Consider the following 15586-nt stretch of genomic DNA (forward strand, 5'->3'; position numbering starts at 1 on the left):
ATGCAATTCCCGGAATGGCGCCTTGGCTAAAATCACGCCCGCAGGTGGCGGATTCTTGACAGCTCGATCCTCGTGCCGGCGCTTTGATGCGCCGCATGAGCGAACCAAGACGCAAGCGCGGCGCCGAGCGAACGAGCAACAGGGGACCGACCGCCATCCCGCAACTGCCGCTCAGGCGGGTGACAAACCCTTATCCGCCGATGGCGATGCTCTCGGCCGACCAGATCGAGGCGATCCATGAAGCCTCTATGCATATCCTGGAGAATTTCGGCATCGAGGTGATGAGCCCGCGGGCGCTGTCGCTGTTCGAGAAGGCCGGGGCCAAGGTCGATCATGCCTCGATGAACGTCCGCATCGATCGCGGCATGATCGAGGAAGCGCTGAAGACGACACAGTCCAGCTACACTCTGACGCCGCGCAATCCCGCCCATGCCGTCCACCTCGGCGGCAATACCATCAACTTCACGCTCGTCGCCGGGCCGCCCAATGTGCACGACATGGAGCGCGGCCGCCGTGCCGGCAATTTGCGCGATTATTCCGATCTCGTCCGCCTGGCGCAGCATTTCAACTGCATCCACATGCTCGGCAACCAGGTCTGCGCGCCGGTGGAATTGCCGGCGAATTCCCGTCATCTCGACACCTATTTCGCCAATCTGACGCTGACGGACAAAAGCTTTCACGTCTCGGCCATCGGCCGTGGCAGGGCGCTCGACGGCATCAAGATGATGGCAATCGCGCGCGGACTGACGCTTGACGAGATGCGCGACGATCCCGGGGTCACCACGATCATTTCGGTCAACTCGCCGCGCCGCTTCGACGAGATGATGGCCGAGGGGCTGATGACGATGGCCGAGTTCGGCCAGTCGGTGGCGGTGACGCCGTTCACGCTGATGGGAGCGATGAGCCCGGTGACGCTTGCCGGCGCGCTCGCCCAGCAGAATGCCGAGGCGCTGTTTGGCGTTGTGCTGACGCAGCTCGTCCGTCGCGGCGCGCCGGTGATGTATGGCGCCTTCACCTCCAATGTCGATATGAAATCGGGCGCGCCGGCCTTCGGCACGCCTGAAAATACCAAGGCGAACATCGCGTCCGGACAGTTGGCGCGGCGTTACAAGCTGCCTTATCGCACGACACCGGGCTCAGCCTCCAATGCCGCCGACGCGCAAGGCGCCTATGAGACGCTGATGGCGCTGTGGGGCGCGGTGCTAGGCCACGGCAACCTCGTCTATCACGCCGCCGGCTGGCAGGAGGGCGGACTAACTGCATCGTTCGAAAAGTTCATCATCGACGTCGAGATGATCCAGCACATGATGGCGTTTTTGCGCCCGATCGAAGTCAACGAGGCCGAGCTTGCCGTCGAGGCTCTGGGTGCGGTTCCGACCGGCGGCCACTTCTTCGGCGAGCCACACACGCTGGAGCGCTACGCCACGGCCTTCTACCAGCCGATACTGTCCAACTGGCAGAACTACGAGGCCTGGCAGGAGGCCGGTGGGCTCGACGCCACGTCGCGTGCGACCAGGCTGTGGAAGAAGGCGCTGGAGGACTACGCCGAGCCGGTGATGGAAATCTCCAGGCGCGAGGCGCTGGAGGCGTACCTAGCCAAGCGCAAGGAAGCGATCGGGCAGAGCGAGCCTTAAGCACCACTCTTCTCGGATTCATCTTCTTCTCTTCCAGAATCATGAAACCCATCCAACTCTTTGAAATGACGAGAATCCCATGAAATCACATGCAAAGGTCGTGGTTATTGGCGGTGGCGTCGTCGGGTGCTCCGTGCTGTTCCATCTGGCCCGGCACGGCTGGACCGACATCGTGCTCCTGGAGCGCGATGAATTGACCTCCGGCTCGACCTGGCACGCGGCCGGCGGCATGCACACGATCAACGGCGATCCCAATGTCGCCAAGCTGCAGAAATACACGATCTCGCTCTACAAGGAGATTGAGGAACTGTCCGGCCAGGCGACCGGCGTGCATCTGACCGGCGGTGTGCTGCTGGCGGCGACCGAGGCGCGGCTCGACTGGCTGCGCGGCGTTGTCGCCAAGGGCCGCTATCTCGGCATCGAGCTCGAGGAGATATCGCCGGCCGAAGCCGCCGAACTGATGCCTCTGCTCGATCCCAAGCAGTTCGTCGGTGCCGTCCGCAACAAGGAGGATGGCCATCTCGATCCATCCGGCGTTACCCACGCCTACGCCAAGGCCGCGAGGAAGCTTGGGGCCGAGGTTGAGCGCTTCACCAAGGTCGAGGACATCGTGCGGCGCGCCGACGGGCTGTGGCGCGTCATTACCAACAAGGGCGAGGTGGTGGCCGAGCATGTCGTCAACGCCGGCGGCCTGTGGGCGCGCGAGGTCGGCCGCATGGTCGGGCTGGAGCTGCCGGTGCTGGCGATGGAGCACATGTACCTGATCACCGAGGACATGCCGGAAGTCGCCGCCTGGAACCAGAAGACCGGCACGGAAATCATCCATGCAGTCGACTTTGATGGCGAGCTCTATCTGCGTCAGGAGCGCGGCGGCATGCTGATGGGTACTTACGAAAAGGCCAACAAGCCATGGTCCGAGTTCCAGACGCCGTGGAACTTCGGCCACGAGTTGCTCGAGCCCGACATCGACCGCATCGCGCCATCGCTGGAGGTCGGCTTCCGGCATTTCCCGGCCTTCCAGAACACCGGTATCAAGCAGATCATCAACGGGCCCTTCACCTTCGCGCCGGACGGCAATCCGCTGGTCGGGCCGGTGCGCGGCCTGCCGGGGTTCTGGGCGGCCTGTGGTGTCATGGCCGGGTTCTCACAGGGGGGCGGCGTCGGGCTGGCGCTGTCGAACTGGATGATCGAGGGCGATCCCGGCGCCGACATCTGGGCGATGGATGTGTCGCGCTACGGTGACTGGGCCACGATGGCCTATACCAACGCCAAGGTGCGCGAAAACTATTCGCGGCGGTTTTCGATCCGCTTCCCCAACGAGGAACTGCCCGCTGGACGGCCGCTCAAGACCACACCGGTCTATGATCTCCTGTCGGCCAAAGGCGCGCAATGGGGCGTCGCCTATGGGCTGGAAGTGCCGCTATGGTATGCGCCGGAAGGCGTGAGGGACGAGTTCTCGTGGCGGCGCTCGAGCGATTTCGAGCATGTCGCAAATGAGGTCAAGACCGTTCGAGAAGGCGTTGGCCTGTCGGAGATTTCGAGCTTCGCCAAATACAAGGTGACGGGCGAGGGCGCTGCAGCCTGGCTCGACCGCCTGCTTGCCTGCAAGCTGCCAAGGCCCGGCCGCATGACGCTGGCGCCGATGCTGAAGGAAGACGGCAGGCTGATTGGCGATTTCACGCTAGCCAATCTCAGCAGCCCAAATTCGGAAAGGGACGGCTGGTTCCTGGCCGGCTCCGGCGTCGCCGAGCAGTACCATATGCGCTGGTTCGAAGCGCATCTGCCGAAGGACGGCTCGGTCAGTATCGAAGCGCTGGGAGCAAAACTCACCGGCTTATCGATCGCCGGGCCGAGCACGCGGAACCTTCTTGAAAAGGTCACACCATCTGATGTGTCGAATACGGCCTTTCCGTTCATGGCCATCAGCAAGATGGACATCGGCATGGCGCCGTGTCTGGTCGGGCGTGTCAGCTACACCGGCGATCTCGGCTACGAGATCTGGGTGGCGCCGGAATATCAGCGCGCCGCCTATCAGGCGCTGATGGCGGCGGGCGAAGAATTCGGCATCGGCCTGTTCGGCTCGCGAGCGCTCAACGCATTGCGGCTGGAAAAGAATTACGGCTCATGGGCGCGCGAATACCGGCCGATCTATGGGCCGCTGGAGGCCGGCCTCGATCGCTTCGTCGCCTATGCCAAGGAGGCCGATTTCATCGGCAAGCAGGCGGCGCTGGCAGAGCGCAAGCAAGGCGGCAGACTGCGGCTGCGGGCCTTTGTCGTCGATGCTGTCGATGCCGACGTCATCGGCGACGAACCAATCTGGCATGGCGGCGCCGTGCGCGGCTGGGTCACGTCGGGCGGCTATGCGCATCATTCGAAAAAATCCGTCGCTATCGGCTATGTGCCGAAAGAGATTGCCGACGAAGTCGACGGTTTTGAGATCGAGCTTCTGGGCAAACGCCATGTTGCGCGCATGCAGCCGGTCCCACTGTTCGACGCGAACTTCGAGCGGATGCGTGGGTGAGGTTTCAGGCGCTGCGGCGGTTATCCAGCGCCAATGCGCCGGCGCCGGCGAATACCAGATAGAGGAAGATGAAGCAGAACGATATTGCCGCATCGCCACCATTGTTGACCGGGAAGAAGTCGCGCGGCATGTGCGCCATGAAATAGGCGATCGCCATCTCACCGCTGAGAAGGAATGCCACCGGCCTAGTGAAAAGCCCCAATACCAGCAGGATGCCACCGGCGAATTCCAGGATGGCCGCGGTCAGCGATAGCCCGCTCAGGGCGCCGGCATGGTCGCCGACGGGGAAATTGAACAGCTTTTGCGTACCATGTTCGATGAATTGCAGTGCCGTCACGAAGCGCAATGCGGCCAGAGCCTGCAGCTGATATCTGACAAGACCGTCGAAAAGCTTCATCTAAGACTCCATTTTACCCCCGAACCGGCCATAGATCATCGCCCGACAGGGGACCATTCACTTCGCATGGCCCGCCAGCCACAATCAGTGATTGGAAATGTTCCTCGTTCTTTTAATATTTTTCTCTCCAGGGTTGTATTTTAAATGCTATAGTTGTAGTGATATCCAGACACTCCAAACCATGTGGGTTCCGTTTGCCATGAGAAAAGTCGTCGTCAGCCTATCCGCCATCCTTGCAGGCACCAGCGTCGCCACGGCCGACGATGCCGGCTGTGCTGCCTTCAAATGGCCGGTGACGCGCGAGGAGGCCCTGTTTGCGGCGGCGCCCGCCGCGCAGTCCGGCGCTGACCTTTCGGTCGGCGAGGCTGCAGATGTGGCGTTGGCGCCGGTCGGCACGATCAGCTTCACCGTTCCGCCGGAACGCGCGCCGGCAGCCGGTACATTCGGCGCGATGGCGAGCGTGGCCGTGCCCCCGGAGGGAGAGCTCCAGATCAGCCTGTCTGATGAGGCTTGGATCGATGTCGTTCAGGACGGTAAAGCCGTGAAGTCGGCGGCTTTCAGTGGTATAAAAACCTGTCCGGGGATCCGCAAGAGCGTGCGCTTCAAGCTAGCCGCCGGCCCGGCGACCATCCAGCTCAGCGGCGCCAAGAAGCCCGATCTCAAAGTTTCCGTGCTGACGCCGGAATAGTTCTCAAAGAGCGTAAGGTTGGAGGGACAGCGCCCCTCTCTGTCCTGCCGGACATCTCCCCCACGAGGGGGGAGATCGGTTTTTGCTGCCGGTTTCGCCAATCGCGACGAGACGTTGCTACCGCACCGGTGCCATTAGCGCGAAATGGGCGCCTTGCGGGTCTGTGCACTGCACGATCCAGCTGCCGCCGGGGACCTCCATCGGACCCATCAGGATCTTGCCGCCATTGTCGGTGACGCGCTTGGCTGCCGCGTCGATGCCGGGCACGTTGAAATAGAACTGCCAGACCGGCATCGGGATCTGCTCGGGCTTGTTCATTATGCCGCCAACGGGCTCGCCGCCGAAGGCGAAAAGCTGGTAGACGCCCATCGGACCCATATCCATGGCGTCGCCCTTCTCCCAGCCGAACTGACTGGAATAGAAATCGGACGCCGCCTTCCAGTCTGATGTGTAGAGCTCATGCCAGCCGATGTTGCCGGGTGTCGCCAATGGTAGCGGCGGCTGGTCGGGACCGCTGGGCTGCAGGAAGTTGAACATCGCGCCTTGCGGATCGGCAACGACGGCGAAGCGGCCAACGCCCGGAATGTCGTCTGGCTCGCGGTGAACCGCGCCACCAGCCTTCTTGAGGGAGGCCGTTGCGGCATCGACATCCCTGGTGAGGATATAACCGATCCAGGCCGGCGGCATTCCCATCTTGCGCGCGTCATCGGGCAGCGTCATCAGCCCGCCGACGCCGCGCTCGCCGACATTCATGACGATATAGCGCGGCATGCCCGGCGCCCCGTCGAAAGGCTGCCCCCGCCAGCCTACCACGGCGGTGTAGAACGCCTCGGCGGCGTCGAGATCGGTGGTCATCAGCTCGTACCAGAAGAAGGGCATGGGGGACTGTGGCATTGTCGTGCTCCTTGCGGTTTTTCGATCATGCGCGATCCATTCTAGGACGATCTTCACGACGAAAATCCGACAGCCAACCAAAAAAGATGACGGCAAACCGGAAATGTTACCGGGTTGCGCGCCCTGTGGTTTTCGACTTTGCTTGCAGTCAACGAGGGGTTGTTGATCCATGCGCCGGATGTCGCTCACTTCCGAACTTGTCGCGCTGTGCGACGAGATCAGGTTGATCCATGGCAACGCTCCTGAATGCGGTTCCGTACCTGCTTCGTGACGTATATGGCCGTTTGGAAAAACATGATTATTACAGTCATGTTTGTTGAAGCTTTTCAGTCGCTTGCGCCGAAAATTGACCAATTGATAAAAAAATAAAACGTGCTAGCCTTCCCCAAAACAAGAACATGGGGAACTGACGATGGCAGAAGGCCAGTTCAAGCAAGGCATTGCCGGCGGGCGGCTTTCGCCGGAACAATACGCCGATAATTTCGCCGACCTGCATCCGCCGCTCGATCACCACGAGGCGCTGGTCGAGTCCGACCGCTGCTACTTCTGCTATGACGCGCCGTGCATGAATGCATGCCCGACCTCGATCGACATCCCGCTGTTCATCCGCCAGATTTCGACGGGCAATCCGATCGGCTCAGCCAAGACGATTTTCGACCAGAACATCTTGGGCGGCATGTGCGCCCGCGTCTGCCCGACCGAGACGCTGTGCGAAGAGGTCTGCGTGCGCGAAGTGGCCGAAGGCAAGCCGGTGCAGATTGGTCGCCTGCAGCGCTACGCCACCGATGTCGCCATGGCCGAAAACAAGCAGTTCTACAAGCGCCCCGAACCGACCGGCAAGACCGTCGCCGTGGTCGGCGCCGGTCCGGCCGGGCTAGCGGCCGCGCATCGGCTCGCCCGCTACGGCCACGACGTGACCATCCTGGAAGCCCGCCCGAAGGCCGGCGGCCTTAATGAATACGGTATCGCGGCCTATAAGAGCGTCGACAATTTCGCCCAAGCCGAGGTGGACTATGTCACGTCGATCGGCGGCATCGACATCCAGAACGGCAAGGCGCTCGGCCGTGATTACCAGCTGTCGGACCTGACCCGGAATTACGACGCGGTGTTCCTCGGCATGGGGCTTGCCGGCGTCAATGCCTTGCGAGCGGATGGCGAGGAGGCGCCGGGTGTCACCAATGCCGTGGAATTCATCTCGGAGCTTCGCCAGGCCAGCGATCTGGCCAGCCTGCCGGTCGGCCGGCGTGTTGTCGTCATCGGCGGCGGCATGACGGCGATCGACGCGGCGGTGCAATCGAAGCTGCTCGGGGCCGAAGAGGTGACGATCTGCTACCGGCGCGGGCCGGAGCACATGAACGCCTCCGAATTCGAGCAGGACCTGGCCGCTGCCAACGGCGTCATCATCCGGCACTGGCTGCAGCCGAAGCGGGTCATTGCCGATGGCGGCAAGGTGTCGGCGATCGAGCTCGAATACACCGCGATGGACGGCGACCGGCTCGTCGGCACCGGCGAGCGGCTGACACTGACCGCCGACCAGGTGTTCAAGGCGATCGGCCAGAGTTTTGTCCCGGCTGCGCTCAACGGCAGCGGGGCTTTGCTTGACCTGGAAGCCGGCCGCATCAAGGTCGACACCGAAGGCCGCACCTCGCTGCCAAACGTCTGGGCCGGCGGCGACTGCATCTTTGGCGGCGACGACCTGACCGTCTCGGCCGTCGCGCAAGGCCGCGACGCGGCGGAAAGCATTCATCGGGCACTTGCCTCGAACGGGAGGGCATGAGCATGGCAGACATCCGCAATAATTTCGTCGGCATCAAATCGCCGAACCCGTTCTGGCTGGCCTCGGCGCCGCCGACCGACAAGGCCTACAACGTCATCCGCGCCTTCAAGGCGGGCTGGGGCGGCGTTGTCTGGAAGACGCTCGGCGAAGAGGGTCCGCCGGTGGTCAACGTTAATGGCCCGCGCTACGGCGCGATCTGGGGCGCCGATCGTCGCCTGCTTGGCCTGAACAATATCGAGCTGATCACCGATCGCGACCTGCAGGTCAATTTGCGCGAGATCAAGCAGGTCAAGATGGACTGGCCCGACCGGGCGATCGTCGTCTCGCTGATGGTGCCGTGCGAGGAGCATGCCTGGAAGGCGATCCTGCCGGTGGTCGAGGAGACCGGCGCCGATGGTATCGAGCTCAATTTCGGCTGCCCGCACGGCATGTCGGAACGCGGCATGGGTGCGGCGGTCGGTCAGGTGCCGGAATACATCGAAATGGTGGTGCGCTGGTGCAAGGCCAACACCCGCATGCCGGTCATCACCAAGCTGACGCCCAACATCACCGACATACGCAAGCCGGCACGCGCTGCGCTGTCCGGCGGCACCGATGCGGTGTCGCTGATCAACACCATCAATTCGATCACCGGCGTCAATCTCGACAATTTCGCACCGGAGCCGACCATCGACGGCAAGGGTTCGCATGGCGGCTATTGCGGTCCGGCGGTGAAGCCGATCGCGATGAACATGGTGGCCGAGATCGCGCGCGACCCGGAAACGCATGGCCTGCCGATCTCCGGTATCGGCGGCATCACCACCTGGCGCGACGCCGCCGAGTTCATGGCGCTCGGCGCCGGCAATGTGCAGGTGTGCACGGCGGCAATGACCTATGGCTTCAAGATCGTGCAGGAGATGATCGCCGGCCTGGAAAACTGGATGGACGAGAAGGGCCATGCCTCGCTCGACGACATCGTCGGCCGCGCCACGCCCAACGTCACCGACTGGCAGTATCTCAACCTTAACTATATCGCCAAGGCGCATATCGACCAGGACGCCTGTATCAAATGCGGCCGCTGCCACATCGCCTGCGAGGACACCTCGCACCAGGCGATCACCAGCATGGTGGACGGCGTCAGGCATTTCGAGGTGATCGAGGCCGAATGCGTCGGCTGCAATCTCTGCGTCAATGTCTGCCCGGTCGAGAACTGCATCACCATGGAGCCGCTGGCGGTCGGCGTGATGGACCAGCGCACCGGCAAGCCGGTGTCACCGATCTACGCCAACTGGACGACGCATCCGAACAACCCGATGGCCAAGGTGGCGGCGGAATAGCATTGCGAAAAAAAAGCGGCGTTCACGGGCGCCGCTTTTTTAATTTCCCTATTGCGGACAAAGATTATCCACGATAATCTATATCCATGACTAGGAGAGCGAAATGAAGCTGGGTGAGGGCGTCGAAGCGGCCATCCACTGCGCCGCGATGCTTGCTGGCGTTGATGGCGCCGCGACCATGCCGGGTGCTGCCATGGCGGAAGCGTTCGGGCTGTCGCCGAGCTATCTCCTCAAGCATCTCAACATGCTGACGGTGTCGGGCATTCTGGAATCGGTTCCGGGGCCGTCCGGCGGCTACCGGCTGGCGCGGCCGGCGGAACGCATTACGCTGCTCGATATCGTGTTGGCCGTCGAAGGGCGAGAACCGGCCTTTCGCTGCGCCGAAATCCGCCAGCGCGGCCCCGCCAGGCTCGATGCCTCGGTTTATGTCAAACCCTGCGGCATCAAGGTGGCGATGCTGAAGGCCGAGCGTGCCTACCGCGCAGCGCTCGCCGACGCCCGGCTGTCCGACATCGTTGCAGAATACACGGCCGATGCCGATCCCCGTTCGGTCGCCGCCAACTGCGCCTTCGTCGAGCGCCATCAGCGTCCGCAGAAATCAAGTTCAACCAAGCAAGCATGAAAGGCTAAAAACGATGAAAGAGAGGCTGCAATTTTTCGGCGCGGCGCCGGAGATCATGAAGGCGGTGTCGGCGCTCAACAAGGCAGTCGACGAATGCGGGCTCGAAAAAAGCCTGTTGCATCTGATCAAGCTCAGGTCGTCGCAGATCAACGGCTGCTCGTATTGCGTCGAGATGCACAGCCGCGAGGCGCGCCACGACGGCGAGAGCGAGCAGCGGCTCTATCTCGTCTCCGCCTGGAAGGAATCGCCGCTATTTTCAGAGCGCGAACGCGCAGCCTTTGCCTGGACCGACGCGCTGACCAGGATCGCCGACAACGGTGTTTCGGACGAACTCTACGCAAGGACGCTCGAGCATTTTTCGGAGCAGGAGTTGGTCAAGCTGTCGGTTGCACTCGGCATGATCAACACCTGGAACCGACTTTGCGTTCCGTTCCATGCAATCCATCCGATGCCGGCGGTCATGGCCGCTTGAGCATGGACCAGGCGCGCGGCCTGCGTCGCGCGCCTCTTTTCTGCCCAAGGACCAACAGCATGTTTTCAAGCTTTGATAGTGAGATTCTATTCGCGGCCCGCCTGCTGCTCGGCGGCGCCTTTGTCTTTGCCGGCCTGCGCAACATCCAGAACGCGGCGTTCCTGACCCAATTGATGACGACGCGCGGCGTGCCGCAGGCGCGGCTGGTGCTCTGGCTGGGGATCGTCCTGCAGACCGTCACCGGAGCACTGGTGATCGCGGGCATCTGGACCGCTGCCGCCGCTCTGTGCCTGGTGTTGTTCCTTGTCGTTGCTACGCAGATGTTCCATAATTTCTGGGATCATCAGGGTCCCGAGCGCGCGTCCCGCATCAATGGCTTTGTCGGCAACGTCGCGCTGACCGGAGGATTTCTGGCGCTGATCGCGCAGTCGCTTTGAAAGCGATTACCGCGTAGATGTAGCCGCGTTACGCCGCATACCGCAAGCCGCCGTCGCAGGTCAGGATCTGGCCGGTGACGAAGCTGTTCGAAACCAGGAACGCGATCGCCTCAGCAACGTCCTCGGCGCGGCCGATGCGGCCGACCGGCGTCTTGCCTGCATAATCGGCAAACACCGCATGGCGCTGTTCATCAGGCAAAAAATCCCACCAGGGCGTGTCAATGACGCCCGGCGCCACGACATTGACGCGTAACGGCTTCAGCTCCATTGCCAGGATCGGCACCACGGTCAGCAGCATGCCGTTGACGGCGGCGATGCCGGCGACACCCGGCGCCGACAATTGCGCCGACACCGCCGAGATGAAAGTCACCGAGCCGCTCTTGTTCAGCGTCGGCAAGGCGGCCTGCAGGCAGGAGAGCTGCGGCCGGACCTTCTCGTCGACGCCGCCGCCGATGTCGGTCAGGTCAAGCGTTTCGAACGGGCCGAGCCCCTTGCCGCCGCTGGCGGCCAGCACCAGGTGATCGAAAGGGCCGAGATCGCTGAAAAACCGGCGAACCTCGTCCGGCTTCGCGGCATCGAAGGCAGCTTTTCCGACCGCGCCGCCAAGGCTTTGCCCTGCGTTGTCGAGCCTTTCCCGGTTGCGCCCGGTGATCGTCACCTTCATGCCCGGACCAAGCAGCTTTTTCGCGGTGGCGAGGCCGATGCCGGAGGAGCCGCCGACGACCACAGTGTGCTGCGCTTTCTCGATCATGAATTTTCTCTCTTCGATGTTGCGGAAGCCGGTGCGAGCCCGACAAGACCGAGGCTCAATTCCCGCAATCGACGTCGTGCCTTAGCGTCATAGGCTTGCGCATCGGCGCGGGATTCCCTCTGGCCGTCGAAATAGAGGCCGCTCCGCCCTTCGAGCGCCGGCGATGTGGCGAGATTGATGATGGCTTCGGCGCCGGTTTGGACCGAGCTCCAGGGTGTGACGCCCGCCTGCCGCACCATCGTGGTGTTCATGTAGCTTGCCGGATGCAGGCTGTTGACCGTGACGCCGGTGCCGTTCAGCTGCTCCGCCAGATCGATGGTGAACATGATCTGCGCCAGCTTGCTCTGGCAGTAGGCACGGATGCCGTCATAGGAGCGGGTCAGCATGACATCGTCGAAATCGATCGCCTGCTGGCCTGCCGAGGCGACGTTGACGATGCGCGCCGGCGCGCTGGCCTTGAGCAGCGGCAGCAGCTCCGTGGTGAGCAGGAAGCCGGCGAGATAGTTGACGGCAAAGCGCAGTTCGTAGCTGTCGGCGCTGACCTGTCGTTTGGCGTTGGGGCCGGCGGTGCCGACGCCGGCATTGTTGATGAGGACATCGAGTCGGCCCGTGCGGGCGCGAACAGCCTCGGCGAGGCGGCGGACCTCGGCCAGGGAGGAGAGATCGGCCACGAGCAACTCGGCTTTGCCGCCGGCGGCTTCGATCTCGGCCACGATCGCCTTGCCCCTGGTCGCGTCGCGGCCATGCACCAGGATGCGGGCGCCGCCGGCGCCGAGCCTTTGCGCGACGACACGGCCGACGCCGTCGGTCGACCCGGTGATGAGGATTGTCTTGTCTTTCAGTTCCATGTTCAGAGCCTCCATCTCATCGCTTTGAGCGGAAAGATGGGGCACCAGCCACTTGCCAAACAGTTCAAACTTTATCCTGGTATCGGTACTGCTATAATAGCGGCCATGGATTCCACCGCGCATTCCGCCGAAGACAGCCGCCGCCGCGAGCTCGGCGCCTTCCTGCGTTCGCGGCGCGAAAGGCTGACGCCTTCGGCCACCGGCATCTCGACCGGCTTACGCCGGCGCACGCCCGGGCTGCGGCGCGAGGAGGTGGCGATGATCGCCGGCGTCGGCACGACCTGGTACACCTGGCTGGAGCAGGGCCGCGACGTTCGGCCGTCGGTGGAAGTGCTGACCGCACTCAGCCAGGCGCTGCGCCTGGACGCGGCTGAGCAACGGCATCTGTTTATTCTCGCCGGCCGGCCGCAGCCGGAGCGTCGCGTCGACGCGCCGGAAAAGATCGACGGCCCCTTGCTGCACATGCTGCAGAGCCTGGTCCTGCAGCCGGCCTATGTCGTCGGGCGGCGCTGGGATGTGCTGGCCTGGAACCCGGCGGCGGCAGCCGTGTTCGGCGATTATGGCCTGCTGGAGGGCGATGCCCGCAACATCGTCCATATGGTTTTCACCAGCCCGCAGCATCGGCGCCTGCTCGTCGACTGGGAGGAACTGGCGCGCGCCGTGCTGGCGTCATTCCGGGCGGAAAGCGCGAAGTATGTCGGCGATCCGGATTTCGAGCGGTTGATTGCGCTGATGACGCGTTCAAGCCCGGAGTTCCGCGCCTGGTGGCCGCTGCGCGATGTGGCCCGCAACCTATCGGGTGTGAAGCATGTCAGGCATCCGATAGCGGGCGCCATGGCGTTCGAACATATGAGCCTGTCGATCGACGACGGCTCGGACATGAAGCTGATCGTCTACACGCCGCTCGCCGAGCAGAACTCGATCGCCAAGCTGCAGAAGCTGCTCGATGCGCTGCCGGCCGCGCGGCGCAGCGCGTGAACCATCAAGGTTAGTCTTTCGGCTTCAGCCCGTCGATGAACAGTTGCTCGAGAAACCTTGCGGCATCCTCGAAGCGGCCGTCGCCGCCGCGGTCGGGGCCGAGCACGGCGCGGACCTGGACGTCGAAATCGGCATAATGCTGCGTCGTCGCCCAGATCGAGAAGATCAGGTGCCAGGGGTCGGTGCGGGCAATCTTGCCGGCGCGCATCCAGCCCTTGATGACGTTGGCTTTCTCGTCGACCAGCGTCTTCAACTCACCTTCCAGCATCGGCATGATGCGCGGCGCGCCCTGCAGGATCTCATTAGCGAATAGCCGGCTCTCGCGCGGGAAATCGCGCGCCATTTCGAGCTTGCGCCTGATGTAGTTGCGCAGTTCAGTCAGCGGATCGCCAATGTCGTCGAGTTCGCGCAGCGGCGCCAGCCAGGTGTCGAGAAGGCGTTGCATCAGCGTCTCGTGGATGTCCTCCTTGCGGCGGAAATAATAGAGCAGGTTCGGCTTCGACATGCCGGCGGCTTCGGCGATCTGGTCGATGGTCGAACCGCGAAAACCGTTGGTGGAGAAGACTTCGAGCGCCGCCTCCAGAATGAGCTCGCGCTTTTCCAGCTGGATGCGGGTGCGGCGTGGAGCGGAGCTTTCGACCGCCCCCGTCACCTCGAACAACCTTCGCTGTGAGGAGCGTCTGGACCAATTCTCTGGACCAGTTTTTCCCCGCCCTGTGGAGCGCACTTCGAAAGCCGCATTTCCGCTAGTAATCCCTTGACCGCTGATAAGGCGGTGCTAACGTTTGTCCAACCGGTCAAAAATTTGCGTAGCACGAAAACGCAGCAAAGACCAAGTGTTGGAAAGACCAAGCGTTAGCCGCACCGAAACAGGTTACAAGGGGAAGTCTTGGTCATGTCCAACCGGCTGAAAGTCACGCCGAACGATCTCAGCGCATTCTGGATGCCGTTCACGGCAAACCGGCAGTTCAAGCAGGCGCCGCGCATGATGGTGTCGGCCAAGGACATGCATTACACGACCAGCGACGGGCGCAAGGTTCTCGACGGCACCGCCGGCCTGTGGTGCGTCAATGCCGGCCACTGCCGCCCGAAGATCACCGAGGCGATCCAGAGCCAAGCGGCAGAGCTCGACTATGCGCCGGCCTTCCAGATGGGCCACCCGATCGTGTTCGAGCTGGCCAATCGCCTGGTCGACATCGCCCCGAAGGGCATGGACCATGTGTTCTTCACCAATTCCGGCTCGGAATCAGTCGAGACGGCGCTGAAGATGGCGATCGCCTATCACCGCGTAAAAGGCGAGGGCTCGCGCACCCGGCTGATCGGCCGCGAGCGCGGCTATCACGGCGTCAATTTCGGCGGCATCTCGGTCGGCGGCATCGTCACCAACCGCAAGATGTTTGGCACGCTGCTCGGCGGCGTAGATCACATGCCACACACGCATTTGCCGGAAAGGAACTCCTTCACGAAAGGCGTGCCCGAGCATGGCGCGGAACTGGCCAACGAGCTGGAACGCATCGTCGCCTTGCACGACGCGTCGACCATCGCCGCAGTCATCGTCGAACCGGTTGCCGGTTCCACCGGCGTCATCCTGCCGCCGAAGGGCTATCTGCAGAAGCTGCGCGAGATCTGCACCAAGCACGGCATCTTGCTGATCTTCGACGAGGTCATCACCGGTTTTGGCCGCCTCGGCACGCCGTTTGCCGCCGACTATTTCGGTGTCACCCCGGATATCATGACGACGGCCAAGGGCGTCTCCAATGGCGTCATCCCGATGGGCGCGGTGTTCGTCAAGAAGGAAATCCACGACGCCTTCATGACCGGGCCCGAGCATATGATTGAGTTCTTCCACGGCTACACCTATTCGGGCAATCCGATCGCCTGCGCGGCGGCGCTGGGCACACTCGACACCTACAAGGAAGAGGGGCTGCTGACGCGCGGCGAGGAACTGGCGCCGTACTGGGAGGACGCGCTGCACTCGCTGAAGGGCGAACCGAACGTCATCGACATCCGCAACATCGGCCTGATCGGCGCGATCGAGCTGGCGCCGATCGCAGGCCAGCCGACGAAGCGCGCCTTCTCGGCTTTCGTCAAGGCGTTCGAGCGCGGTGCGCTGATCCGCACCACCGGCGACATCATCGCTCTGTCGCCACCGCTCATCATTACCAAGGGCCAGATCAACGAATTGATCGACCATGTGCGCGAAGTGCTGAGGGCGGTGGACTAGCTCCCCAACATGTAGGGCGACGACGGG

Annotated in this window: 15 protein-coding genes; 10 read left to right on the forward strand and 5 right to left on the reverse strand. The window is 62.9% G+C overall.

The genetic code is table 11. The features are described 5' to 3' along the window. Positions 1-95: 95 nt before the first annotated feature. Complete coding sequence (locus NKH63_RS01985; protein ID WP_352482933.1) at positions 96-1634, forward strand: trimethylamine methyltransferase family protein; 1539 nt, start codon at positions 96-98, stop codon at positions 1632-1634. 79 nt (positions 1635-1713) lie between these two features. Next, positions 1714-4155 (forward strand): GcvT family protein, encoded by a 2442-nt coding sequence (locus tag NKH63_RS01990; RefSeq protein WP_352908876.1) that lies wholly within the window; start codon positions 1714-1716, stop codon positions 4153-4155. Positions 4156-4159: 4 nt separating this feature from the next. Here the strand turns inward: NKH63_RS01990 and NKH63_RS01995 are convergent, their stop codons facing one another. After that, complete coding sequence (locus tag NKH63_RS01995; RefSeq protein WP_023720867.1) at positions 4160-4552, reverse strand: DoxX family protein; 393 nt, start codon at positions 4550-4552, stop codon at positions 4160-4162. Positions 4553-4733: 181 nt separating this feature from the next. Between NKH63_RS01995 and NKH63_RS02000 the strand changes: the two genes are divergently transcribed. Then, a complete protein-coding gene (locus NKH63_RS02000; RefSeq protein ID WP_352483075.1) occupies positions 4734-5240 on the forward strand; it encodes a hypothetical protein in 507 nt (168 codons plus the stop codon). A gap of 117 nt (positions 5241-5357) precedes the next feature. Here the strand turns inward: NKH63_RS02000 and NKH63_RS02005 are convergent, their stop codons facing one another. After that, on the reverse strand, positions 5358-6134 hold the full coding sequence (locus NKH63_RS02005) for a VOC family protein (protein WP_023720865.1): 777 nt from the start codon (positions 6132-6134) through the stop codon (positions 5358-5360). Positions 6135-6546: 412 nt separating this feature from the next. Between NKH63_RS02005 and NKH63_RS02010 the strand changes: the two genes are divergently transcribed. The 5 genes from NKH63_RS02010 to NKH63_RS02030 all read left to right on the forward strand — a co-directional run bounded on the left by NKH63_RS02010 (position 6547) and on the right by NKH63_RS02030 (position 10758). Then, a complete protein-coding gene (locus NKH63_RS02010) occupies positions 6547-7911 on the forward strand; it encodes an NAD(P)-dependent oxidoreductase (RefSeq protein ID WP_352482935.1) in 1365 nt (454 codons plus the stop codon). A 2-nt stretch (positions 7912-7913) separates the two neighbouring features. After that, positions 7914-9227, forward strand: coding sequence for an NAD-dependent dihydropyrimidine dehydrogenase subunit PreA (gene preA, locus NKH63_RS02015; RefSeq protein WP_023720863.1), 1314 nt, complete (start codon positions 7914-7916; stop codon positions 9225-9227). A 103-nt stretch (positions 9228-9330) separates the two neighbouring features. Beyond that, complete coding sequence (locus NKH63_RS02020; RefSeq protein WP_023720862.1) at positions 9331-9849, forward strand: RrF2 family transcriptional regulator; 519 nt, start codon at positions 9331-9333, stop codon at positions 9847-9849. A gap of 13 nt (positions 9850-9862) precedes the next feature. Beyond that, positions 9863-10321 carry a carboxymuconolactone decarboxylase family protein gene (locus NKH63_RS02025; protein WP_352482936.1) on the forward strand — a complete coding sequence of 153 codons (459 nt, stop codon included), beginning with the start codon at positions 9863-9865 and terminating at the stop codon, positions 10319-10321. Between the two features lie 59 nt (positions 10322-10380). Further along, positions 10381-10758: a DoxX family protein gene (locus NKH63_RS02030; protein ID WP_352482938.1), complete on the forward strand. Its 378-nt coding sequence runs from the start codon at positions 10381-10383 to the stop codon at positions 10756-10758. Positions 10759-10786: 28 nt separating this feature from the next. Here NKH63_RS02030 and NKH63_RS02035 read toward each other — a convergent pair whose 3' ends face one another. Both NKH63_RS02035 and NKH63_RS02040 read right to left on the reverse strand, forming a co-directional pair. After that, complete coding sequence (locus NKH63_RS02035) at positions 10787-11509, reverse strand: SDR family oxidoreductase (RefSeq protein ID WP_352482940.1); 723 nt, start codon at positions 11507-11509, stop codon at positions 10787-10789. Continuing rightward, on the reverse strand, positions 11506-12357 hold the full coding sequence (locus tag NKH63_RS02040) for an SDR family NAD(P)-dependent oxidoreductase (protein ID WP_352482942.1): 852 nt from the start codon (positions 12355-12357) through the stop codon (positions 11506-11508). Before NKH63_RS02040 ends, NKH63_RS02035 begins: the two co-directional genes overlap by 4 nt. Before the next feature lie 105 nt (positions 12358-12462). On the opposite strand from NKH63_RS02040, the gene NKH63_RS02045 reads away from it, so the two are divergent. Further along, complete coding sequence (locus NKH63_RS02045) at positions 12463-13335, forward strand: helix-turn-helix transcriptional regulator (RefSeq protein ID WP_023720857.1); 873 nt, start codon at positions 12463-12465, stop codon at positions 13333-13335. Positions 13336-13345: 10 nt separating this feature from the next. Here NKH63_RS02045 and NKH63_RS02050 read toward each other — a convergent pair whose 3' ends face one another. Next, entirely contained in the window at positions 13346-13987 is a 642-nt protein-coding gene (locus NKH63_RS02050; RefSeq protein ID WP_352482943.1) for a TetR family transcriptional regulator C-terminal domain-containing protein, read from the reverse strand. A 243-nt stretch (positions 13988-14230) separates the two neighbouring features. On the opposite strand from NKH63_RS02050, the gene aptA reads away from it, so the two are divergent. Beyond that, positions 14231-15559, forward strand: coding sequence for an omega-aminotransferase AptA (aptA, locus tag NKH63_RS02055; RefSeq protein ID WP_023720855.1), 1329 nt, complete (start codon positions 14231-14233; stop codon positions 15557-15559). Positions 15560-15586 lie beyond the last annotated feature (27 nt).

Origin of the sequence: Mesorhizobium sp. M0960, assembly GCF_040319055.1 — a bacterium.
Lineage (GTDB): Bacteria > Pseudomonadota > Alphaproteobacteria > Rhizobiales > Rhizobiaceae > Mesorhizobium.